This window comes from Sphingomonas sp. Leaf412 (assembly GCF_001425405.1).
In the GTDB taxonomy this organism is placed as follows: domain Bacteria; phylum Pseudomonadota; class Alphaproteobacteria; order Sphingomonadales; family Sphingomonadaceae; genus Sphingomonas.
This window is the reverse complement of record NZ_LMQP01000003.1, coordinates 1,063,523-1,083,909: the sequence shown is the minus strand read 5'-3', so window position 1 is coordinate 1,083,909 and position 20,387 is coordinate 1,063,523. Positions and strand designations below refer to the sequence as shown.

Annotated in this window: 26 protein-coding genes, 1 tRNA gene and 1 pseudogene; 8 read left to right on the top strand and 20 right to left on the bottom strand. The window is 70.1% G+C overall.

The annotated features are described in order from the left end of the window. Positions 1–33 precede the first annotated feature (33 nt). The 3 genes from ASG29_RS12355 to ASG29_RS12345 all read left to right on the top strand — a co-directional run bounded on the left by ASG29_RS12355 (position 34) and on the right by ASG29_RS12345 (position 1,437). Positions 34–261 carry a F0F1 ATP synthase subunit C gene (locus ASG29_RS12355; RefSeq protein WP_055984318.1) on the top strand — a complete coding sequence of 76 codons (228 nt, stop codon included), beginning with the start codon at positions 34–36 and terminating at the stop codon, positions 259–261. A gap of 68 nt (positions 262–329) precedes the next feature. Continuing rightward, positions 330–821, top strand: coding sequence for an ATPase (locus tag ASG29_RS12350; protein ID WP_055984315.1), 492 nt, complete (start codon positions 330–332; stop codon positions 819–821). 4 nt (positions 822–825) lie between these two features. Further along, positions 826–1,437, top strand: a complete 612-nt coding sequence (locus tag ASG29_RS12345; protein WP_414884732.1) for a F0F1 ATP synthase subunit B — start codon at positions 826–828, stop codon at positions 1,435–1,437. Between the two features lie 322 nt (positions 1,438–1,759). Here ASG29_RS12345 and ASG29_RS12340 read toward each other — a convergent pair whose 3' ends face one another. The 5 genes from ASG29_RS12340 to ASG29_RS12320 form a co-directional block, all read right to left on the bottom strand. Continuing rightward, positions 1,760–2,281 (bottom strand): NUDIX hydrolase, encoded by a 522-nt coding sequence (locus tag ASG29_RS12340; protein ID WP_235532933.1) that lies wholly within the window; start codon positions 2,279–2,281, stop codon positions 1,760–1,762. After that, positions 2,275–2,934: a hypothetical protein gene (locus ASG29_RS12335; RefSeq protein WP_055985565.1), complete on the bottom strand. Its 660-nt coding sequence runs from the start codon at positions 2,932–2,934 to the stop codon at positions 2,275–2,277. The genes ASG29_RS12340 and ASG29_RS12335 overlap by 7 nt, the downstream gene beginning before the upstream one ends. Continuing rightward, a complete protein-coding gene (locus ASG29_RS12330) occupies positions 2,934–3,707 on the bottom strand; it encodes a TPM domain-containing protein (protein WP_055984310.1) in 774 nt (257 codons plus the stop codon). Before ASG29_RS12330 ends, ASG29_RS12335 begins: the two co-directional genes overlap by 1 nt. After that, positions 3,704–4,129, bottom strand: a complete 426-nt coding sequence (locus tag ASG29_RS12325) for a TPM domain-containing protein (RefSeq protein WP_235532900.1) — start codon at positions 4,127–4,129, stop codon at positions 3,704–3,706. The genes ASG29_RS12330 and ASG29_RS12325 overlap by 4 nt, the downstream gene beginning before the upstream one ends. Positions 4,130–4,426: 297 nt before the next feature. Further along, positions 4,427–5,002 carry a LemA family protein gene (locus ASG29_RS12320; RefSeq protein WP_055984305.1) on the bottom strand — a complete coding sequence of 192 codons (576 nt, stop codon included), beginning with the start codon at positions 5,000–5,002 and terminating at the stop codon, positions 4,427–4,429. Between the two features lie 111 nt (positions 5,003–5,113). Here ASG29_RS12320 and mscL point away from each other — a divergent pair, with 111 nt between their 5' ends. After that, positions 5,114–5,572 carry a large conductance mechanosensitive channel protein MscL gene (mscL, locus tag ASG29_RS12315; protein WP_055984302.1) on the top strand — a complete coding sequence of 153 codons (459 nt, stop codon included), beginning with the start codon at positions 5,114–5,116 and terminating at the stop codon, positions 5,570–5,572. 58 nt (positions 5,573–5,630) lie between these two features. Here mscL and ASG29_RS12310 read toward each other — a convergent pair whose 3' ends face one another. From ASG29_RS12310 to ASG29_RS16780, 4 genes are all read right to left on the bottom strand, one after another. Beyond that, positions 5,631–7,196: an amino acid permease gene (locus tag ASG29_RS12310; protein WP_055984298.1), complete on the bottom strand. Its 1,566-nt coding sequence runs from the start codon at positions 7,194–7,196 to the stop codon at positions 5,631–5,633. Positions 7,197–7,292: 96 nt separating this feature from the next. Further along, the gene (locus ASG29_RS12305) at positions 7,293–7,685 is read right to left on the bottom strand and encodes an HIT domain-containing protein (RefSeq protein ID WP_055984296.1); all 393 of its coding nucleotides are present in this window, start codon (positions 7,683–7,685) and stop codon (positions 7,293–7,295) included. Further along, entirely contained in the window at positions 7,682–8,032 is a 351-nt protein-coding gene (locus ASG29_RS12300; protein WP_055984292.1) for a phosphoribosyl-ATP diphosphatase, read from the bottom strand. Before ASG29_RS12300 ends, ASG29_RS12305 begins: the two co-directional genes overlap by 4 nt. A 31-nt stretch (positions 8,033–8,063) precedes the next feature. Then, positions 8,064–8,234, bottom strand: coding sequence for a hypothetical protein (locus ASG29_RS16780; protein WP_156457999.1), 171 nt, complete (start codon positions 8,232–8,234; stop codon positions 8,064–8,066). 67 nt (positions 8,235–8,301) lie between these two features. Here ASG29_RS16780 and ASG29_RS12295 point away from each other — a divergent pair, with 67 nt between their 5' ends. Together ASG29_RS12295 and ASG29_RS12290 are read left to right on the top strand one after the other, a co-directional pair. Beyond that, complete coding sequence (locus ASG29_RS12295; protein WP_055984289.1) at positions 8,302–9,054, top strand: SDR family NAD(P)-dependent oxidoreductase; 753 nt, start codon at positions 8,302–8,304, stop codon at positions 9,052–9,054. Between the two features lie 14 nt (positions 9,055–9,068). After that, entirely contained in the window at positions 9,069–10,211 is a 1,143-nt protein-coding gene (locus ASG29_RS12290) for an alpha/beta hydrolase (protein ID WP_055984286.1), read from the top strand. On the opposite strand, the gene mazG is transcribed toward ASG29_RS12290, so the two are convergent. Genes mazG through ASG29_RS12245 form a run of 10 tightly spaced genes read right to left on the bottom strand, consistent with a single transcriptional unit; the run spans position 10,208 to position 18,968 of the window. Then, positions 10,208–10,939: a nucleoside triphosphate pyrophosphohydrolase gene (gene mazG / locus ASG29_RS12285; protein ID WP_082516085.1), complete on the bottom strand. Its 732-nt coding sequence runs from the start codon at positions 10,937–10,939 to the stop codon at positions 10,208–10,210. The genes ASG29_RS12290 and mazG overlap by 4 nt on opposite strands. A gap of 43 nt (positions 10,940–10,982) precedes the next feature. Beyond that, complete coding sequence (locus tag ASG29_RS17220) at positions 10,983–11,147, bottom strand: hypothetical protein (protein WP_200932454.1); 165 nt, start codon at positions 11,145–11,147, stop codon at positions 10,983–10,985. Then, positions 11,144–11,908 (bottom strand): MBL fold metallo-hydrolase, encoded by a 765-nt coding sequence (locus ASG29_RS12280; RefSeq protein ID WP_055984283.1) that lies wholly within the window; start codon positions 11,906–11,908, stop codon positions 11,144–11,146. The genes ASG29_RS17220 and ASG29_RS12280 overlap by 4 nt, the downstream gene beginning before the upstream one ends. Continuing rightward, a complete protein-coding gene (locus ASG29_RS12275) occupies positions 11,905–12,684 on the bottom strand; it encodes a TatD family hydrolase (protein ID WP_055984281.1) in 780 nt (259 codons plus the stop codon). The genes ASG29_RS12280 and ASG29_RS12275 overlap by 4 nt, the downstream gene beginning before the upstream one ends. After that, the gene (metG, locus tag ASG29_RS12270; RefSeq protein ID WP_055984278.1) at positions 12,684–14,234 is read right to left on the bottom strand and encodes a methionine--tRNA ligase; all 1,551 of its coding nucleotides are present in this window, start codon (positions 14,232–14,234) and stop codon (positions 12,684–12,686) included. Before metG ends, ASG29_RS12275 begins: the two co-directional genes overlap by 1 nt. A 9-nt stretch (positions 14,235–14,243) precedes the next feature. Further along, the gene (locus tag ASG29_RS12265; RefSeq protein ID WP_055984276.1) at positions 14,244–15,224 is read right to left on the bottom strand and encodes a DNA polymerase; all 981 of its coding nucleotides are present in this window, start codon (positions 15,222–15,224) and stop codon (positions 14,244–14,246) included. Continuing rightward, positions 15,221–15,847, bottom strand: a complete 627-nt coding sequence (gene tmk, locus ASG29_RS12260) for a dTMP kinase (RefSeq protein ID WP_055984273.1) — start codon at positions 15,845–15,847, stop codon at positions 15,221–15,223. The genes ASG29_RS12265 and tmk overlap by 4 nt, the downstream gene beginning before the upstream one ends. 7 nt (positions 15,848–15,854) lie before the next feature. Beyond that, entirely contained in the window at positions 15,855–17,039 is a 1,185-nt protein-coding gene (locus ASG29_RS12255; protein ID WP_055984270.1) for a D-alanyl-D-alanine carboxypeptidase family protein, read from the bottom strand. Beyond that, positions 17,036–17,917 (bottom strand): hypothetical protein, encoded by an 882-nt coding sequence (locus tag ASG29_RS12250; RefSeq protein ID WP_055984268.1) that lies wholly within the window; start codon positions 17,915–17,917, stop codon positions 17,036–17,038. The genes ASG29_RS12255 and ASG29_RS12250 overlap by 4 nt, the downstream gene beginning before the upstream one ends. Continuing rightward, positions 17,901–18,968, bottom strand: coding sequence for a lytic transglycosylase domain-containing protein (locus ASG29_RS12245; RefSeq protein WP_055984266.1), 1,068 nt, complete (start codon positions 18,966–18,968; stop codon positions 17,901–17,903). The genes ASG29_RS12250 and ASG29_RS12245 overlap by 17 nt, the downstream gene beginning before the upstream one ends. Before the next feature lie 91 nt (positions 18,969–19,059). Between ASG29_RS12245 and ASG29_RS12240 the strand changes: the two genes are divergently transcribed. Beyond that, positions 19,060–19,149, top strand: a tRNA-Ser gene (locus ASG29_RS12240). Between the two features lie 82 nt (positions 19,150–19,231). Further along, positions 19,232–20,122 (top strand): annotated as a pseudogene (locus tag ASG29_RS12235) (arginase family protein); the annotation flags it as partial. Between the two features lie 102 nt (positions 20,123–20,224). Here ASG29_RS12235 and ASG29_RS12230 read toward each other — a convergent pair. Beyond that, the gene (locus ASG29_RS12230; RefSeq protein ID WP_235532897.1) at positions 20,225–20,374 is read right to left on the bottom strand and encodes a hypothetical protein; all 150 of its coding nucleotides are present in this window, start codon (positions 20,372–20,374) and stop codon (positions 20,225–20,227) included. Positions 20,375–20,387 lie beyond the last annotated feature (13 nt).

Sequence of the window (20,387 nt, the reverse complement as noted above, 5' to 3'; positions counted from 1 at the left end):
TTTCAACCACGTATCTTATCGGGAGTTTCTATCATGGACGCAGAAGCCGCAAAGCTCGTCGGCGCCGGTCTGGCCGCCATCGGTGCCGGCATGGCCGCCATCGGCGTGGGCAACGTCTTCGGCTCGTTCCTCGAAGGCGCGCTGCGCAATCCGGGTGCGGCCGACGGTCAGCAGGGCCGCCTGTTCATCGGCTTCGCCGCCGCCGAGCTGCTCGGCCTGCTGGCGTTCGTCGTCGCGATGATCCTGATCTTCGTCGCGTAACCTATCGACCTGACGGGCGGGCCGCACGGCGGGCCGCCCGGCGGGGATAACCCCCGACTGGGATTACGATGCCGCAGATTTCCCAACTTGCCGCCACCTGGGCGTCGCAGATCTTCTGGCTCCTGCTGACCTTCGGCGCGGTGTTCTTCATCGTCGGCCGGGGCATGCTGCCCAAGGTGCAGGCGACGATCGACGGTCGCGACAAGTCGATCGCCGACGACCTTTCCGCCGCAAGCCGGGCGCGCGACGCGGCCGATGCGGCGGAAGCCGACTGGCGCGCCCGCGACGTCGCGGCGCGCGAGAAGGCGCAGGGGTTGGTGGCGGAGGCGCGGCAGACCGCCGCGCTGGCGACCGAGCGGACGCTGAACGCCGCCAACGCCGGGCAATCGGCGAAGGTGGCCGAGGCCGAGGCGCGCATCCGCGACGCCTCCGCCCGTGCGGCGGAGGAGATCGAGGCCGTCGCGGCGGAGGCCGCGCAGGCGATCGTCGCACGCGTGGCGGGCACCGACGTCTCCCTCGACGACGCGCGCGGCGCGGTGAAGGCGGTGATCCATGGCTGATATCCTGATCCTCGCCGGATCGGCGACCGTCGCGGCCAACCTGGCCGATGCCGATTCCGCGCAGGGTATGCCCCACGAGGGCGGCGAGGCGCTGACGACGCAGGCGGCTGAGCATCACACCGATCCGTCGGTGCTGGGCCTGAACGGGACCGTGTGGGTCTCGATCGCGATGATCTTCTTCCTCGCGATCGTGATCTGGAAGGGCGGCGTGCGCGCCGTCACCGCCGGGCTCGACCGCGGGATCGCGGACATCCGTCGCCAGCTCGACGAAGCGAAGGCGCTGCGTGCCGAGGCCGAGAAGCTGCGGGACGAATATGCCGCGAAGATCGCCGCCGCCGAGGGGGATGCGGCGGAAATGACCCGCCACGCCGGGGCGGAAGCGGAGGCGATCGTCGCGCAGGCGAAGATCGACGCAGACGCACTGGTCGAGCGCCGGGCGAAGATGGCGGAGGAGAAGATCGCCGCCGCCGAGCGCAGCGCACTGGCGGAGGTCCGCACGAAAACCGCGCAGGCGGCGGCGACCGCGGCGGCGACGCTGATCCGCCAGCGCCACGGCGCCGACGCGGACCGCGCGCTGGTCGACCGGGCGATCGCGGGGATCGGCCGGCCGCACTGAGCGGCGGGCTGTTCCGAAGATTTCGAAAGGGGGCGGCGTCGCGAGGCGTCGCCCCCTTTTTCGTGGTTGGCGCGATAGGATCGCTCCTTCGTCATGCCGGGCCTGTCCCGGCATCCACCGGGCCGCACGTCTTCCGGCCGGTGATGACGCGGCGCCGTGGATGCCGGGACCAGCCCGGCATGACGGGGGAGGGTGGGACGCTACATCCGTGGTCGGTTGCGACGACCCCGCCCTCGTCCCGGGCCTGTCCCGGATTTAGAGCCTCAAGCGATGCGGTTCGCAACCCTGTATCCCGGGACGAACCGGCGGGCGTCGTCCGCCGTTACCCGCCCGACGGCAGCACCGATCCCGCCAGCAGCAGCAGCATCTTCGCATCCACCGCCCATCCGTCCCGCCGCCGCGCCGCGACGAAGGCCGCGACGTCAGCGCGGGGTACGAGGTGGACGGTGATATCCTCCCCCTCATGCCCGCCGCCGTCGCCGACGCGGGTCAGGCCGTGCGCGCGGACGAAGGTGAACGTCTCGCTCGTCATGCCGGGGGAGGAGGCGAACTGGCCGAGCCGCTCGATCCGCGCCGCGCGATAGCCGGTTTCCTCCTCCAGCTCGCGCGCGGCGGCGTCCTCCAATGCCTCGCCCGGATCCTCGTCGCCCACGAGGCCCGCGGGCATCTCGATCGTGCGACATCCCAGCGGGACGCGATATTGCTCGACCAGGATCACCTCGTCCGCGTCCGTGATCGCCAGGATCACCGCCGCGGTGATGTCGCGCGCGCGCGCGGCATATTCCCATTGCCCGTCGCGCAGCGCGCGCAGGAAACGGCCCTCCCACATCGTCTCCGTCACAATTCGATCACCCGGTCCGGCAGTTCGTTGGCATTGCCCGCGCTTTTCGGGAAATGCTGCGAGAGGATCGCGCCGATCGCGGCCACCGCGGCGACCATGCCGTCGCCGGCGCGCCCGTCACGCACCGCATCGACCAGCGCGGCCATCGCCTCCGCCCAGCGTTCGGGCGGCACCGCGCGATGGACCGCGGCATCGGCCACGATCTCCGCGACATGCTCGTCCGCGGACAGATACAGCAGCACGCCCTCGCGGCCCGCGGTGCGGCGCTCCGCGGCGACGCGGAAATATTGCACCGCGCGACGGCGCACGCGGCGCGCCTTCGTCGCCTGCGGCGTCAGCCACAGCCGCAGCGGCATCCACGCCAGCGCGAAGCGGACGATCAGGAAGGCGACGGCCTGCGCGATCAGCAGCAGGGTCAGGTCGTGCGTCCGCCCGGTCTCCCAACCGTTGCCGGGCAGCAGCAGCGCGGGCCAGATCGCCGCCGCCACGGGGACCGCGAGGACCGCAACCAGCGCGTAATGCAGGCCGACGTCATGATAGGCGTCGGACCGTTCGCTGACGATCGTGACGGTCTCGCCATCGGTCGTCGCCTCCGCCGCCACCACCGCGGCAGTGACGGCATCGCGCTCCGCGGGCGTCAGTACCAGTCGCGTCATCACCAGCTCCCGCTCGCGCCGCCGCCGCCGAACGACCCGCCGCCGCCCGAAAAACCGCCGCCGCCGCCCCATGAGGAGCCGCCGCCCCCGCCGCCGAAGCCACCGCCGCCCCACATCACGATGGGCGCGAAGCCGCCGCGATAGCGCCGCCCCTTGCCCCCGCGGCGCAGGAGCGGGACGACGACGAACAGGATCACCACCACGATCCAGAAGATCGCGGTCATCCACTCGCCCGCATCCTCGCTGCGCTGCGCGCGCTTCGCGGTCGCTTCCGCCGCGCGGCGCTCGGCGGCCTCCAGCGGCAGTTTCAGCTGCTCCGCCACCGCCTGCGCCCCCGCCACGATGCCGCCGGGCATGTCGCCGTCGCGGAAGCGGGGGAGGATGATTTGGTTGACGACCACGCTGGCATAAGCATCGGTCACGATGGGTTCGAGGCCGTAGCCGACCTCGATCCGCACCTTCCGCTCCTTCGGCGCGACCAGCAGGATGACCCCGTTGTTGGCGCCCGCCTGCCCGATCTTCCACGCGCGGCCGAGGCGGTAGCCGTAATCCTCGATCGTATAGCCTTGCAGGTCCGGGATCGTCGCGACGACCAGCTGGCGCGACGACGCCTTCTCCACCCCGTCCGACAAAGCGGTGAGCTGCTGCACCTGCGCGGCGTCGAGCAGGCCCGCGGCATCGACGACGCGGCCGGTAAGCTTGGGGAAGTCCTGCGCGCCGGCGGGGAGGGCGGTGAGCAGGAGGAGAGCCAGGAGGAAGCGCGCGATGGTCATGCGTCGATCTCCGCGATGATGGCGCGCGCGCCGCGCTCGACGCCACCGGGCAGGTCGCCGGCGCGGAAGCGGGGGAGGATGTCGCGGTTCATGATCCGGGCCGCCTCGGCATCGGTCAGCGCGTGTTCGAGCCCCTTGCCGACCTCGATCCGCGCCTTGCGCTCGACCGGCGCCACCAGCAGCCCGACGCCGTCGTCACAGCAGGCGCGCCCGACGCCGAGCCGGTCGAACAGCGCGAGGCTGTAGCGCTCGACCGGCTGTCCGCCGAGGGATCGTGTCGTCACGACCACGAACTGATGCCCCGTGCGCCGTTCCAGCGTCGCCGCCGCCTTCGCCAGACGCGCTTCGGTGGGCTGCGGCAGGATGTCCGCTTCATCATCCACATAGGCGGCAGCCGCGACCGTCGATCCGCCGAGCAGCACCGCGGCGATCGGGAGTGACAGGCGCAAGAACGTATGACGGTTGCGGAGCGCGGACCCGTGCAAACAGCGCGTCGTCACGCCGGACCTGTTCCGGGGTCCATCGTGCCGCCCGAACAACGGCTTCCGCTCTCGCGGCGCGATGGATGCCGGGACGAGCCCGGCATGACGGAGCGCTTTTTGAACGCGCCCTGCGACAGCCGGGGTCCGGCAACGGAACGTCGGTGAGCTAGCGACGGGCGTGGTCACGAAAGTCCCCCAGCTGGACCCCGGCGGTCGCCGGGGTGACGGCGCACGATATCAACCGCCGAAGTTCACCGTCGGCGCGGCCTCTGCGCCGGGCGTCGTCGCCTGGAACGGCACCATCGGCTTCGCGCCGTAGACGATCTTGGCGCCGATCGCGTCGGGGAAGGTGCGGATGCGGGTGTTATAATCCTGCACCGCCCCGTTGTAATCGCGACGCGCGATCGTGATGCGGTTCTCGGTCCCCTCCAGCTGCGATTGCAGCGACAGGAAATTCTGGTTCGATTTCAGGTCGGGATACGCCTCCTGAAGGCGTTGCAGCGACAGAGTCACCGCGTTCTGCGCCGCGGCGAAGCGCTGGACCGCGGCGGGATCGGTCAGTTGCTCGCCCGTCACCTGGACGCGGTTGGCCGATGCGCGCGCCTCGGTCACGCGTACCAGCACGTCCGATTCCTGCTTCGCATAGCCCTTCACCGTCGCGACGAGATTGGGGATCAGGTCGGCGCGGCGCTGATATTCGTTCTGCACGTCGGCCCAGCGCGCCTTGGCGGTTTCCTCCGCCGTAGGGATGCTGTTCAGCCCGCAGGCGGCGAGGGGAAGGGCCATCAGGGCGGCGGCGATCGGGCGCGTCATCGGAAAGTCTCCTGAACCTGTGTCACCCGTATAGGACACATGGTGCCCTAGGCGAAGCGGCAATGTGGGGTTAGCCTCCGCGACCTTCGACCATGACAGGGGGAGCATCTCATGCTGAACGATTTCAAGGCCTTCATCGCGCGGGGCAACGTCCTGGACCTCGCGGTCGGCGTCATCATCGGCGGGGCGTTCGCCACGATCACGAAATCGCTGACCGACGATATCATCATGCCGGTCGTCGGCGCATTGTTTGGCGGCTTCGACTTCTCGAGCTATTTCGTACCGCTCGGCGCCATTCCTGCGGGCTACACCGGCTCGCCCGACAGCTATGCCCAGCTGAAGGCCGCCGGGGTCCCGCTGTTCGGCTATGGCGAGTTCATCACCGTCGTCATCAATTTCGTCATCCTGGCCTTCATCATCTTCCTGATGATGCGCGGGGTGAACCGGATGGTCGCGAAGATGGAGCGCGAGAAGGCGGCCGGAACCGCGGAGCCCGCGGCGGAGGCGGCGGAGGTCGTGCTGCTGCGCGAAATCCGCGACGAGCTGAAGGCGGGACGGCCGACCGCGTGAGACGAAAGGGGCCGGCGGATCGCTCCGCCGGCCCCTTTCCTTCACGCGTGCTTGCCGATCAGGGCTGCTCGCCGACCGGGGCGACGAACTCGCCCATGTCGGGGCCGCCGTCCTGCCCGACGCCGCGTTGCAGGTTGGAATTGCGGATGCCGTAGGCGAAGTACAGCACCACGCCGCCAGCCATGTACCACAGGAAGAACTTCAGCACCGGCCACGGCACCGTCGTGATGAGGTAGCCGCAGGACAGGATGCCCAGCACCGGCAGGACCGGATAGAAGGGCACCGAGAAGCCGCGCGGCAGATCCGGCGCGGCGCGGCGCAGGTAGATCACCGACAGGCAGACGATCGCGAACGCCGCCAGCGTGCCGACCGAGGTCATGTCGCCCAGCACGTTGATGTCGAAGAACCCCGCCGCCACCGCGGTGATGAGGCCGACGAGCAGCGTGTTGATATAGGGCGTCTTGAACTTCGGATGGACGGTCGCGAAGACGCGCGGCAGCAGGCCGTCGCGCGCCATCGTATAGAAGATCCGCGTCTGCCCGTACATCAGCACCAGCACGACCGAGGTCAGGCCGACGATCGCGCCCACCTTGATGATCTTGGCCAGCCAGCTCCACGTCGGGCCGAAATTGTCGACCACGACCGCGACGGGATCGGGCACGTTCAGCTGGTTGTAGGGCACCAGCAGCGTCATGATCGCGGCGACCAGCATGTAGATGACGGTGCACACGACCAGGCTGCCGATGATGCCGAAGGGCATGTCGCGCTTCGGATCCTTGGCTTCCTGCCCGGCGGTGGAGACCGCCTCGAACCCGATATAGGCGAAGAAGACGATCGACGCCGCGCGCATGATGCCGTCGACGCCGAATTTCCCGTCGCCCTGGTTCTCCGGGATGAACGGGGTCCAGTTCTTGGCGACCAGTTCGGGGAAGCGGGCGAGGACGATCAGGCCGCCGACGACGATGAAGGCGACCAGCACGCTGACCTTCACCGCGACGATGACGTTGTTCACCTTCGCCGATTCCGACACGCCGACCACCAGCAGCGCGGCGAGCGCGAGGCAGATGAGGAAGGCGGGGAGGTTGAAGATCGTCGTGACGGTCTGCCCGTCGATCAGCACCGGCGCGCCGTCGCGCATCAGCGTGTAGCCTGCGGGGCCGGTGAATTGCGGCGGGATCTGTAGCCCGAAATCGGCCAGCAGGCTGACGACATAGCCGCCCCAGCCGACCGCGACGACCGACGCCGCGAGCCCGTATTCGAGCAGCAGCAGCGCGCCCATGATCCACGCGACGAACTCGCCCAGCGTGGTGTAGCCGTAGGTGTAGGCCGATCCCGACACCGGCAGAGTCGACGACAATTCCGCGTAGCACAGCCCCGCGAAGGCGCAGACGATGCCCGCGACGACGAAGGACAGGAGTACCGCCGGACCCGCATGGAGCGCCGCGGCGCTGCCGGTACGCACGAAGATGCCCGCACCGATGATGCAGCCGACGCCGAGAAGGAGAAGGTTCCACTTGCCGAGCGTGCGCTTGAGTTCACTCGATTCGGTCTCGTGCTGGACCTGCGCGATCGATTTGCGCTTCATCATCCGCGCAAGGATGCCGCCTGCCGGTCTGGTCGCCATAAATCTCCCTTGGCCGCCCCCCGGCGGCCCGAACTGCGTTAATCGGCGGAGCCTAGTGGCAAAACGGACGCGCGCAATAGCTTCCGGGTGGCAGGGTCATGCCCGTCCGTCGTTGCGGACCAGCATCGGTCCCAGCGCGCGGCCGCCCATGATGTGGACGTGGAGGTGCGGCACCTCCTGATGCCCGTCGCGGCCGATGTTGGCGATCAGGCGGTAGCCCGTCTCCACCAGCCCCGCGGCGCGCGCCGCGGCGCCGATCGCGCGCGTCAGGCTGGCGATCTCCGCATCGCTCGCCCGCGCGGAGAAATCGTCCCACGACACGTACGACCCGCGCGGGATCGCCAGCAGGTGCGTCGGCGCCCACGGCGCGATGTCGTGGAAGACGATCGTATGATCGTCTTCGTACACCCGCCGCGACGGGATCTCCCCGCGCAGCAGCTTCGCGAAGATGTTGGCATCGTCGTAGGGCAGGGTGGCGTCGACGCTCATGCGGGCGGTCCTCCGTCGGCGGAAAAGGTCAGCGGGCGCCCGGCCTTCTCCGCCACGCCCGACGTCCCTTCGCGCCGCGCCAGTTCGGCACGCACGTCGTCGAGCGACAGGCCCGCGTCGGCGAGCAGGACGAGCAGGTGATACAACAGGTCCGCGGCCTCGGGCACGATCTTCGCCGCATCGTCGCCCATCGCGGCGATGACGGTTTCGGTCGCCTCCTCGCCCAGTTTCTGCGCGATGCGGGCGCGACCGCGGCGGAACAGCTGCGCGGTATAGGAGGCGTCGGCGTCGCCGGCCTTTCGCGCGGTGATCGTCGCCTGAAGGCGGTCGAGGATGTCGTCGGCCATGCGCCGCGGGTGCCCGTTGACGGGTGCGGGGTCAATCCTTCGGCAAGGCGCGGCGGCGAAGCGCGCGGCGGGTCAGCCAGACCGCGCCCGCCGCGACGACGAACAGCGCCACGTCCGACGCTTCGGGTGCGGTGCGGCGTTCGCCGGGCGCCTCCGCCAGCGCAGGCGTCGTGAACAGCAAAACGGCAAGGACGATCCGCATTCGCCCGGACTAGCTTGAAATGGTTACCGCTCCGCCTATTCGGAATGCGAAGAAACGGGAGCGGGACATGGGGCAACTGGACGGGCGCGTGGCGCTGGTGACCGGGGCGTCGTCGGGGCTGGGGGTGCAGTTCGCGCGGACGCTGGCGGCGGCGGGTGCGCGCGTGGTGCTGGGCGCGCGGCGGGTCGAGCGGGTGCGAGCGCTGGCACAGGAGCTGGGCGATGCGGCGCTGGCGGTCGCGCTGGACGTCACCGAAGAGGCGTCGACGATCGCGGCCTATGATGCGGCGGAGGCGCGGTTCGGCACCGTCGACACGATCGTCGCCAATGCGGGCCAGAGCAACGCGGGCCGCGCGACCGAACTGTCGCTGGCGGACCTGCGATCCACCGTCGATACCAATTTCACCGGCCTGTTCCTGACCGCGCGCGAGGGCGCGAAACGCCTGATCGCGGACGGATCGCGCGATCACGGGCGCGGGCGCATCGTCCTGATCGGGTCGATCACCGCGCACATGACCGGGCAGGGGGACAGCCCCTATGCCGCGTCGAAGGCCGCGGTCGCGCATCTGGGCCGAAACCTGGCGCGCGAATGGGTGCGATCGGGGGTGAACGTGAACGTGATCCAGCCGGGCTACATCCGGACCGAGATCGGCGGCGACTGGTGGGACGGCGACGGCGGCAAGGCGCAGATCGCGGGATGGCACCGGCGCCGGATGATGCCGATCGACACGCTGGACCCGATGCTGGTGTATTTCGCATCGGACGCATCGCGCCACGTGACGGGCAGCGTGATCGACATCGATGACGGCCAGTCGCTGTGACGGGGGCGCGGTAGGTGGCCTATGTCGCCGCGCTGCTGCTGTGGCATGCGCTTGCCGGGCTGATCCCCGCGCAGCCGCGGTCGATCCCCGCCCCGCTGCTGGGCCTGTGGTGGGTCGCCAGCTGGATCGGACAGTCGTTCGCCTTCCCGCTCGCCATCGCGTCGGCGGTCGTCGCATCGGCGATGTGGCGCGACGGGGAGGGGACGGGCGCGACGCTGGCCACGGCCGCGACCGTCGCGTACGCGCTGTGCCACCGGCGCAACCGGCACGCGGCCCGCGTCCTGCTGCGCGCGATGGACCTGGACGATGCGGTGCCGTGGTCCGCGGGACTGTGGCCGATCGTGTACGACGCCAGGGGTACGCGGCGGATCGCGGACGTGGCCTATGGTGGGGAGGGGGCGCGGCAGACCCTCGACCTCGTCATGCCGGCGGTGCGACCGGACGCGCCGATGCCCGTGCTGGTCCACATCCACGGCGGCGCGTGGATCACGGGGCACAAGCACCAGCAGGCACGGCCGCTGATCGACCATCTCGCCGCGCGCGGCTGGCTGGTCGCGGACGTGAACTACCGGCTGGGGCCGAAGCACCGCATGCCGGTGCAGGTCCAGGACGTGCTGCGCGCGGTCGCGTGGGTCCGCGCGCATGCGGCGGAACATGGCGGCGATCCGGCGCGGATCGCGGTGACGGGCGGATCGGCGGGCGGGCATCTGACCGCCATGGTGGCGCTGGCCCACGACGATCCCGCGCTGAAGCCGGGGTTCGAGGGAGCGGACTGCTCGGTCGCGGTCGCGGTGCCGCTGTACGGGCGGTTCGACATGCTCGACCGTGCGCGGCGGGCGGGGCGCAACCACGGTGCGATGATGCGCTTCGCCGCGACGCGGTTCATGCCCGGGCCGCCCGATGCGCGGTGGCACGACGTCAGTCCGGTCGATCGCATCCGCCCCGACGCACCGCCGATGCTGGTGATCCACGGCACCGGCGACATCCTGCTGCCGCATAAGGAGTCCGCCGCCTTCGCCGACGCGTTGTCGACGCCGGTCACGCATGTCGCGCTGCCGGGGATCGAACATGCCTACGACATCGCGGCGAGCGCGGCGACCTGGGGTCATGTCCGCGCCGTCACCGCCTTTCTGGAACGGCATCTGGCCCGGGGTTAACGCGCCTTTACCTGTTGCCAGAGCGCTTCCTGCTCCGCCAGCGAGCGGGTGGAGAAGCTCGCATCTTCCGCTTCCATCGCCTTGAACCGACGGGTGAATTTGGTGTTGGCAGCGCGCAGTGCGGCCTCGGCATCGACCCCCTTGTGGCGAGCCCAGTTGACGATTGCGAACAGGAGGTCGCCGATCTCCTCCGCCACGTCGTCGGGCGTGGTCGCCGCCTCTACCTCCGCCAGTTCCTCGTCGATCTTCGCGCGTGGGCCGGCGGCGTCGGGCCAGTCGAACCCGGTGCGCGCGGCGCGTTTCTGGAGCTTTTCCGCGCGCATCAGCGCGGGCAGGCCCGCCGCGACGCCATCCAGCGCGCTGTCCGCGCCCTTCGCGGCGCGTTCGGCGGCCTTCACTTCCTCCCACAAATGGTGGCCGCCGTCCGGCGCGTCGCCGAAGATATGCGGGTGGCGGCGTTCCATCTTGTCGCTGATCGCTGCAACGACGTCGGGCAGCGCGAACAGCCCGGCTTCCTCGGCGATGCGGCTGTGGAAGACGACCTGGAGCAGCAGGTCGCCCAGTTCGTCCTTCAGGTCCGCCATGTCCGCACGCTCGATCGCGTCGGCGACCTCATGCGCTTCCTCGATCGTGTACGGCGCGATCGTCGCGAACGTCTGCGCCCGATCCCATTCGCAGCCGCCGGGGGAGCGCAGCCGTGCCATGATCGCCACGAGGCGCTCGATCACGACGACACCCCCCGACGCCGATGCGTGAAATCGATAATACACATTATGTAAAACTCGCGACGGCTATAGCACCGATCGTGAAGATGGCGGCCCAGATCAGCCCGTACTTCACCGTCGTCGCCAGCGGCAGCCGCCGTGCGACCAGCGCGCTGACCGGCAGGATCAGCATCGTCGCCAGGATCAATGCATGGCCCGTGGCGTCGCTCATGCGTCGATCTCCAGCCCGTCGTGACCCGGCACGACGGCGGCCGGCAGCTCCGCCGCAAGGGTCGCATAGTCCATCGACTGGTCCATGTGGATCAACGCGGTCCGGCGCGGCCGCAGCTCCTCGACCCACCCCAGCACCGCGGCCAGCGTCGGATGCGTCGGATGCGGACGGCGGCGCAGCGCGTCGACGACCCATACGTCGAGGCCGGCATACAGGCCGCGCATCGCGTCGGTCATGCCGCCGACGTCGGTGGCGTAGCCGATTGCGCGGCCGCCGCCCTCGAACCGCAGGCCCGCCGACGTGATCGATCCGTGCGGCTGGTCCACGCTGCGGATCGTGAGCCCGCCGATGGTCAGCACGTCGGGCAGGGTTTGCAGCGATACGGTCGGCGGGTAGCCGTCGCGCCCCTCGAACACATAGGCGAATTGCGCGCGCAGCTTTCCCTCGGTCGCCGCGCGCGCATAGCCCGCGACGGGACGGCCGAGCGCGTGGAATATCTGGCGCACGTCGTCGATCCCGAACACATGGTCGGCATGTTCGTGGGTCCAGATGATCGCGTCGACGGTTCCCACGTCGGCCGCGAGCAGTTGCGCGCGCATGTCCGGGCTGGTGTCGATCAGGATGCGGGTGCCGTCATGCTCCACCAGCGCGGAGGCGCGGGTGCGGGCGTTGCGCGGCTCAGCAGGGTCGCACGCGCCCCAGTCATTGCCGATCCTGGGCACGCCCGACGACGTGCCGGACCCCAGGATGCGGATCTTCACGCGGCCACGGTCTTCGCGAAGAGCGCGTGGAAGTTTCGCGCGGTATAGTCCTGCAATTCCATGACATCCTCGCCGCGCAGCTTCGCGAGGAAGATGGCGGTGTCGGCGACGAAGGCGGGTTCGCCGGTCTTGCCGCGATTGGGCACGGGCGCCAGGAACGGCGCGTCGGTCTCGATCAGCAGGCGATCCCGCGGAAGCCGCGCGGCGGTTTCCTGAAGATCCTTCGCATTCTTGAACGTGACGATGCCCGAGATCGAGATGTAGAGCCCGAGGTCCATCGCCCTGTCCGCGAAGGCGCCGCTGGCGGTGAAGCAATGGATGACGCCGGCATAGGCGCCCTCCTCCATCTCCTCCGCCATGATCGCCGCGGTATCGTCCTCCGCATCGCGGGTGTGGACGACGATCGGCACGCCGGCTTCGCGCGCCGCGGCGATGTGCGCGCGGAAGCTGGCCTGTTGCCGCGCGCGGTCGGAATGGTCGTAGAAATAGTCGAGCCCGCTTTCGCCGATGCCGACGATGCGCGGATGGCGCGCGCGCTCGACCAGCTTCGCGGTATCGACATGGGGATGCTGGTCCGCCTCGTGCGGGTGGATGCCCACCGTGGCCCAGACGTCGGGCTCGCGCTCCGCGGTCGCCAGCACTGCGTCCCATTCGCTTTCGCGCGTCGCGATGTTGAGCATTGCGGTGACGCCGCGGGCGCGGGCGCGGGCGAGGATCGCGGGCTGATCCTCCGCCAGTCCCTTGTAGTTCAGGTGGCAATGGCTGTCGGCGAGCATCAGGCCCCCTCCTCCACCACCGCGGGCAGGTCCAGACGGGGAAAGGCGGGCGTGGGCGTTGTGATGCGAAAACCGTCGCTTGCTGCGCGATCATACCAGCCGTCGTCATCGATCGCGGCATGATCGCGCGTCGCGACGCCCAGCGTGTCGAGGATGCGCCCCGCGCCGTCGGGCACGACGGGCAGGATCGCGATCGCCAGCATCCGGATCGCGCGGACCAGCGTGCGCAGGACGGCGTGCATCCGCGCGGGATCGGTCTTGCGCAACGCCCAGGGCGCCTGCGCGTCGATATATTGGTTGCAGGCGACGACGCCGCGCAGCCACGCCTCGACGCCCTGACTGAGCGCGAGGTCGTCGAACGCTGTCTTCAGCGCGGCGCAGGCGACGACCACTTCCTCGATCAATTCGCCATCCGCGGGCTCGGTCCGGCCGATATCCGGCAGCGCGCCGTCAAGGTTCTTGGCGATGAACGACAACGTCCGCTGCGACAGGTTGCCGAACGCGTTGGCGAGTTCGGCGTTGACGCGGGTCACGATCGCCTCCGCGGAATAGCTGCCGTCCTGCCCGAAGCTGACCTCGCGCAGCAGGAAGTAGCGCAACGAATCGACGCCGAAATGTCCCGCCAGTTCAAGCGGATCGACGACATTCCCGACACTCTTCGACATCTTCTCCCCGCGGTGCAGGACGAAGCCGTGGCCGAACACCGTCTTGGGCAACGCGATGCCCGCGGACAGAAGGAACGCTGGCCAGTAGACCGCGTGGAAGCGGACGATGTCCTTCCCGATCAGGTGCAGGTCCGCCGGCCAGTGCGGCGTCAGCGCGTCGGGATAGCCCGCGCCCGTCAGGTAATTGGTCAGCGCGTCGACCCACACGTACATCACGTGCCCCGGGCTCCCCGGCACCGGCACGCCCCAGTCGAACGTCGTGCGCGACACCGACAGGTCGGACAGCCCGCCCTCCACGAACCGCTCGATCTCGTTCCGCCGCGCCTCCGGCCGGATGAAGTCGGGGTTGGCGCGGTACAGGTCGAGCAGCGGCTGCTGGTATTTCGACAGGCGGAAGAACCACGTCTCCTCCGCGGTCCACGTCACCGGCGTGCCCTGCGGCGACAGGCGATCGTCGCCCTCCCCGGTCAGTTCCTTCTCGTCGTAGAACGCCTCGTCGCGGACCGAATACCAGCCCTCGTAGCGCGACAGGTACAGGTCGCCCGAGTCTTCCATCGCGCGCCAGATCGCCTCGCTCGCGCGGTAATGATCCGCGTCGGTGGTGCGGATGAAGCGATCGTAGCTGATCCCAAGTGCGTCGCACATACCACGGAAATGACCGGACATTTCGGCGGCGAGGTCGCGCACGTCGCGGCCCTGCTCGCGCGCCGCCTGCACCATCTTCAGCCCGTGTTCGTCGGTGCCGGTCTGGAACCGCACGTCGCGCCCCGCCTGCCGCTGGAACCGCGCGATGACGTCGGCGGCGATCGCCTCGTACGCGTGGCCGATATGCGGGCGCCCGTTGGGGTAGCTGATCGCGGTGGTGATGTAATAAGGGTCGCCCATCCGGGCGCTCTATCGCGGTGCGGCGAGGCGGGCAACGATGCCCGCAAGGTCGAGGACGGTCGCCTGCGCATCGAACGACAGCCCGCGCGCCGCGGCGGCACTGGCGCGCGCGCGATCATAGGCGTCGAGCGCGATGCGAAGCCCCTCCCCCCGGCGCAGCGCCGCCGCCTCCGCGATGGCGGTGGGGACGCGATCCAGGAACGCCTCGTACCGCGCCTGCGCGGGCTTGCCCGACAGCGACTTGGCGAGCGCGAGGCGGTGGCGATTGTCGGGATCGCCGTCGCGCGCGATCGCGGCGAGCGCGGTGTCGATCCGCGCGAGGTCGAGCCCGGCATAGCTTAGCGCCCGCCCCGGCGAGCCCGCGCCCGCGCGGACCAGCGCATCGATCTCGTCCGCGTCGGCATCGGGCAGCGCGTCGCGCACCACCGCCGCGGTATCCGCGTCGGACAGGGTGTCGAAACGCAACAGGCGACAGCGCGAGCGGATCGTCGGCATCAGGCGACCGGGCGCGTGGCTGACCAGCAGGAAGATCGTGCCCGCGGGCGGCTCCTCCAGGCTCTTGAGCAGCGCATTGCCCGCGCCGGGGCGTTCCAGGTCGTCGGCGCTGTCGATCACGATCACGCGGCGCGGCGACAGCGACGGCAGCGTGCCGAGGAACGGGAGCAGCGCGCGGACCTGATCGACCTTGATGCTCCGCTGGAGCTCCGGCTCCTTGTCGGACTTGGGCAGGCGGGTCAGCTCGCGATAATCGGGGTGCGTGCCGCCGGCGAACAACTGCGCGCCATAATGATCCGCGGGCACGTCCAGCCCGGGCGCGAGCGTGCCGGGCGACATCGCCTCCGCCAGCAGGCGGCGCGCGGCCAGACGCGCGAAGGTCCCCTTCCCCACCCCCTGCGGCCCCGCGAGCAGCCACGCGTGGTGGAGCGCGCCGCCGCCCATCGCCGCGACGAAGGCCGCGACCGCCCCATCCTGTCCGCGCAATCGCGTCACGGCAGCCAGTCGGCGAGGTCGTCAAGGATCGCCTGCGTCACCGCCGGGGCGGGCTGCATCGCGTCGATGCGGCGATAGCGATCCGCCTCGCGCGCGGCGAAACCGTCGAACGCCTGCGCGACCGCGGCGTGGAAATCCTCGCCCCGCATCGCGAAACGGTCGCCGCCGCCGTCGCGCGCCATGGCCCGCGCCGCCCCCTCCGCCGCGGGAAGCGCCAGCAGGTAAGTGCGGTCGGGCAGCAGGCCGCGCGATCCGAAGGCATGGAGCGCGAGGATCGCGGCATCGTCCACGCCCCCCGCCGCGCCCTGGTAGGCGCGGGTCGAATCGACGTAGCGGTCGCAGATCACCCATTGCCCGGCACCCAGCGCGGGACGGATCACCTTCTCGACATGATCCGCCCTCGCCGCGGCGAACAGCAACGCCTCGGCATGGGGGCTCCAGCGGCTGGCGGCGCCCTGCATCAACAGGTCGCGGATCGCCTCCGCCCCCTCGCTGCCGCCGGGTTCGCGCGTGACGATCGCGTGGATGCCGCGCGTGGCAAGCGCCTCCCGCAACGCCCGCGCCTGCGTCGACTTCCCCGCCCCCTCCCCGCCCTCGAGGCTGAGGAAGCGCCCATCGGTCACTTGTCGATCATCCGAAAAGGCTCGTTAGTCCATGCCACGCGCGGCCGAAGAAGCCCGCCTCGCCCACGTCCGCGGCGGCGACCAGCGGCATCGTCTGCTGCGGCAGGCCGGGGGAGGAAATGACCAAGTCGGCGACATGCTGCCCCTTCTTCAACGGCGCCTTGATCGGGCCCTGATAGACGATCTTGCCCGACATCTGCGGCGTGCTGCCCGACGGGATCGAAACCTTCAGGTCCTTCGCTGCGACCAGGTCGACGGTGCTCGCATCGCCCAGCTGCACGTCCGCCTGTCCCACGGTGCGGCCCGCCTTCACCACCGGCTTCGCCTGCCACGCGCGGAAGCCCCATTCCATGAAGCGGACCGATTCCTGCGCGCGCTGGTTGAAGCTGGTCAAGCCGGCGAGGACCATGACGAGGCGGCGTCCGCCCTGCTCCGCCGATCCGGTGAAGCCGTAGCCCGCCTCCTCGGTATGTCCGGTCTTCAGCCCGTCCGCGCCCGCGACGCGGCCCAGCAACGGATCGCGGTTCGCCTGCGTGATGTCGCTGCCGCTGCCCAGCGTCTTGCCCCAGGTGAAGTCGCGGCGGCTGTAGAATTGCTTGTAGAGCTTGGGATGCTCCAGAATCGTCGCGGCGGCCAGCTTCGCCAGGTCGCGCGCGGTGACATAGGTGACGCCATTGTCGGGCCAGCCGTTCGACGTACCGAAATGGCTGTTGGTCAGGCCCAGCTTCTTCGCGGTCTCGTTCATGCGGTCGACGAAAGCGGGCTCGGTGCCCGAAATCCCCTCCGCCAGCACGACGCAGGCGTCGTTGCCGCTCAGCACGACGACGCCGTACAGCAGGTTGGCGACCGACACGCGCTCGCCCACCGACAGGAACATCGTCGATCCCGCCTGCGGCCCGTGCCACTTCTTCCACGTCTCGGGCCGCACCTCGAACTCGGTGTCGAGCCGCAGGTCGCCGTTCTTTATCATCTGGAACACGGTGTAAACCGTCATCATCTTCGCCATCGATGCGGGCGGCATCCGGCGATCGGCGTCGCGCTCGAACAATACCGCGCCCGACGACAGGTCTTCCATGAACGCCACCGGCGCGGGCGTGTCGAACCGCGGGGCCTGCGGCGCCTGCGCCGCCACGGGATAGGCCAGGCCGACGATGGCGGCGGGGATCGCGAGATAGGTCAGGGACTTGGTCATGGAGATACTCGGTCGGCGATGAAGATGGCGGCGTCGGCATAGCCGCGCGAAACGGCGTCGTCACGTGCCGCCTGCGCCGCCGGGAGGCCGTCGAACGGACCCAGGCGGACCAGCCACCCGTCCGGCCCGCGCGCCGCGGTTCCGCGCAGCATCCGGGCGGCGTCGCGCGCGGGGCCCTCTTTCGCGACGGTCTGCACGTTCACGACGAAGCGCGCCGGGACGGCGGCGGCGGCGACGATATCATCCGTCGGCGGGATCAGGCGCGTCGGGGGCACGTCGGCGGTGACCACCACCGTCCGTGCCCCGGCGTCTGGGCGCAGGGCGGTGGGCGGCGGGGGTGCGGCGTCCGCGACGGTCAACGCGGGCGCCCGCGGCACGCGCAGGCGCGACGGCGCCGTCGCGGCGGCGGCGGGAAGCCCGCGACGCAACGCGCGCAGCACGGGCTCGGGCGTATCGAGCCGCGCCGCGGCGGCGCTGCCCCGGCGCAAGGCGGCGGCGTCGGCGGGATCGGCGGTGACCGCACGGACGCGCACCCCGGCCCGCGCATCGATGCCCAACAGCCGCGCGGCGTCGGGCGACAGCGCCAGTGCCGGCGTCCCCGCGACGACGGGCAGCAGGATCGTCCGCCCCGTCGCCAGCACCGTCACCTCGACATGGTCGCCCGCCGGGACCGCGCCGGTCGCCACCGCGATGCCGGTCAGCGCGGGATCGACCTGCCCCCACATCACCGCATCGTAGCGCGACGGCGCGCCCATGCCCGCGGTGCCGCTCGGGCCGGCGGGCGTCCCCGCCTCGGGCGGCAGCGGCGGCGTCTGCGCGAGCGCCGGGGCGGTGGTGGCGGCGAACAGCGCCGCGGCGAGGCTAACGGGCGATCTCATCGGCGAGCAGACCCACGGAAAGAGCGTAGAAGTTGGAGCAATTGTAATCGAGGATCACGCGGTAATTGCCGGTCAGCAGATAGGCGGTCCGGCCCGCGCCGTCCGGCTCGATCAATACCGCCTGCACCTCGTCCGCGGGCCAGCTGCCGCGTTCGGGCACGATGCCCAGCGCGCGCCATTCCGCCATGGTGCGCCAGCCCGAATGGCGCTGGAACACGCGCGGGCAGCGCGGCGAGACGAGCCGGTTGGCGACCGCGGTGCGGGAGAAGCCCGCGGGCACCGTCACGGGCACGCCCCACGGCTCGCCCGGGCGCCAGCCGGCCTGCACGAAATAATTGCCGATCGACGCCAACGTGTCGGGCGCGCTGCGCCAGATGTCCGCGCGCCCGTCGCCGTCGCCGTCGCGGGCGAGGCGGAGGTAGACCGAGGGAAGGAACTGCGGATTGCCCGTCGCCCCGGCCCAGCTTCCCACCAGGCGCTCGCGCGAGATGACGCCGCGGTCGATCATCTTCAGCGCGGCGATAAGCTCGCCCTCGAACAGGCTGCGGCGGCGCCCTTCGTAGGCCAGGCTGGCGAGGCTGCGGACCAGGTCGAAGTCGCCGGTGTAGCTGCCGTAGTTCGTCTCGTGCCCCCAGATCGCGACCATGATCTGCTCGGGCACGCCCGTCGCCGCCTCCACGCTGGCGAGCCGCCCGCGCTGCGCCTGATAGGTGGACCGCCCGCGATCGATCCGCGCGGCATCGACATGGCGCAGGCGATAGGGCGCGAAGTCGGATACGGGGGCGTTGGGCGCGGTTTCGGGCTGCTGCCGGTCGAGCGCGACGACGCGCGGGTTGAACGTCAGCCCCAGGAAGGCCGCATCGACGGTGGCGGGACGCACCCCCTCCCCCACCGCCCGCGCGCGCACCTGCGCCAGATACGATGGAAAACCGGCCTCATCCTGCGCGGCCGTGGCGGCGGCATCGGCAGGCACGCCACCCGCCGGCAGCGCGGCGCCGGCGAGGCCGGCGACGGCCAGCGACATGAGACAGCGGCGGATCAGGACCTTCATGCCGCCTTTTGGCACAGCCCCCGCGCACGCGGAACCACGAACCGTCGTCGGACTTGCACAATCGGGCGCGCGGCGGCATCGGCGACGGCACGGACAGGTGGCCGAGTGGTTTAAGGCAGCGGTCTTGAAAACCGCCGTGGGTTCACGCCCACCGTGGGTTCGAATCCCACCCTGTCCGCCATGATGTATGTCCATTCGATGCGAATGATTGCGGCACCCTCGAACCTCGGGCTTCGCCCGTTACGCCCCGGCACGAGCCCGGCACCTGGCGCGCGCCGTCAGCGCTTCTCGAGGCGGGGTTGGACAAGGCGCTGGGATCACCGTCGACGACATGGCTCGAACGGCCGGTCTATTCGCCGAATTCCGGGCCTGGCACGCGCATCCGCAACGGCACGACCCTACGCGCTTTCAATCTTCGGCTTGCGGAGAGGGTACGCGACGCGGGAGAGGCGGGCGAATTCGCACTGGTCGTCGGCGGCGATTGTTCGATCCTGCTGGGCGCACTTGCGGGGGCGCGTGAAGCCGGCGCCCTGTCGCTGGTGCATGTCGACGGACATAGCGACTTCCGCCACCCGGGTAATCACGACTTCGCCGCGCCCGGGGCTGCCGCAGGGATGGATCTGGCGTTGGCGACGGGGCGGGGCGAGCCGCTGGGCACGGACTGGCCCGGCATCGCCGCACCGCTGGTTGCCGACGAAGACGTGGTGCAGCTTGGAGAGCGGGAGGGTCGAGATCCCGATTTCGCGTGGCCGGACATCGTGGACACGGCCATCGAGCGCATCGACGTCTTCGACGCTATAGCGATCGGACCGGACGTCGTGTCGCGCCGCATCGCCGACCGCTTGGACCGATCCGCCCACCAGCGATTCTGGCTACATTGGGATGTCGACGTGCTCGACCAATCCGTCATGCCTGCCGTCGACTGTCCCGGCAGTCCCGGAATATCGGTCCCCGATCTGACATCGATCCTTGGCCGTCTGGTCGCGGATGTCCGGTGCATCGGCATGACCGTCACCGTCTTCGACCCGGATCTCGATCCATCGGGGCAGTATGCGCAACTGCTCGTGTCCATTCTACGCGACCTGCCGTTCCGGCCTGTCCGACCCGCAGGTGGCCGTTCACGCCGGCGCGGAAGCGGACCTTCGTTCAGGTAGGAACCGGTTGCCGGAAATGAGCTGGTAGCCGTCAGGCCGACGGTGCGGGCGCCAGGGATGGAAGAACGATCCTCGGCGCGCGCGATCATCCCATTCAGCCGATCAAGCGTCCGGCACGTGCTCCACGTAGCGCTGGTCGAAGGCGTTGATGAGCGCCGCGTCCATCTCGCCGAGCGCGGTGCGCAGCTGGTTCGACTGGTCGTAGAAGCTGCCGAGCGCGTCGCGAACCTTGCTGGGATACGATGCACGCACGGCGGCGATGCTG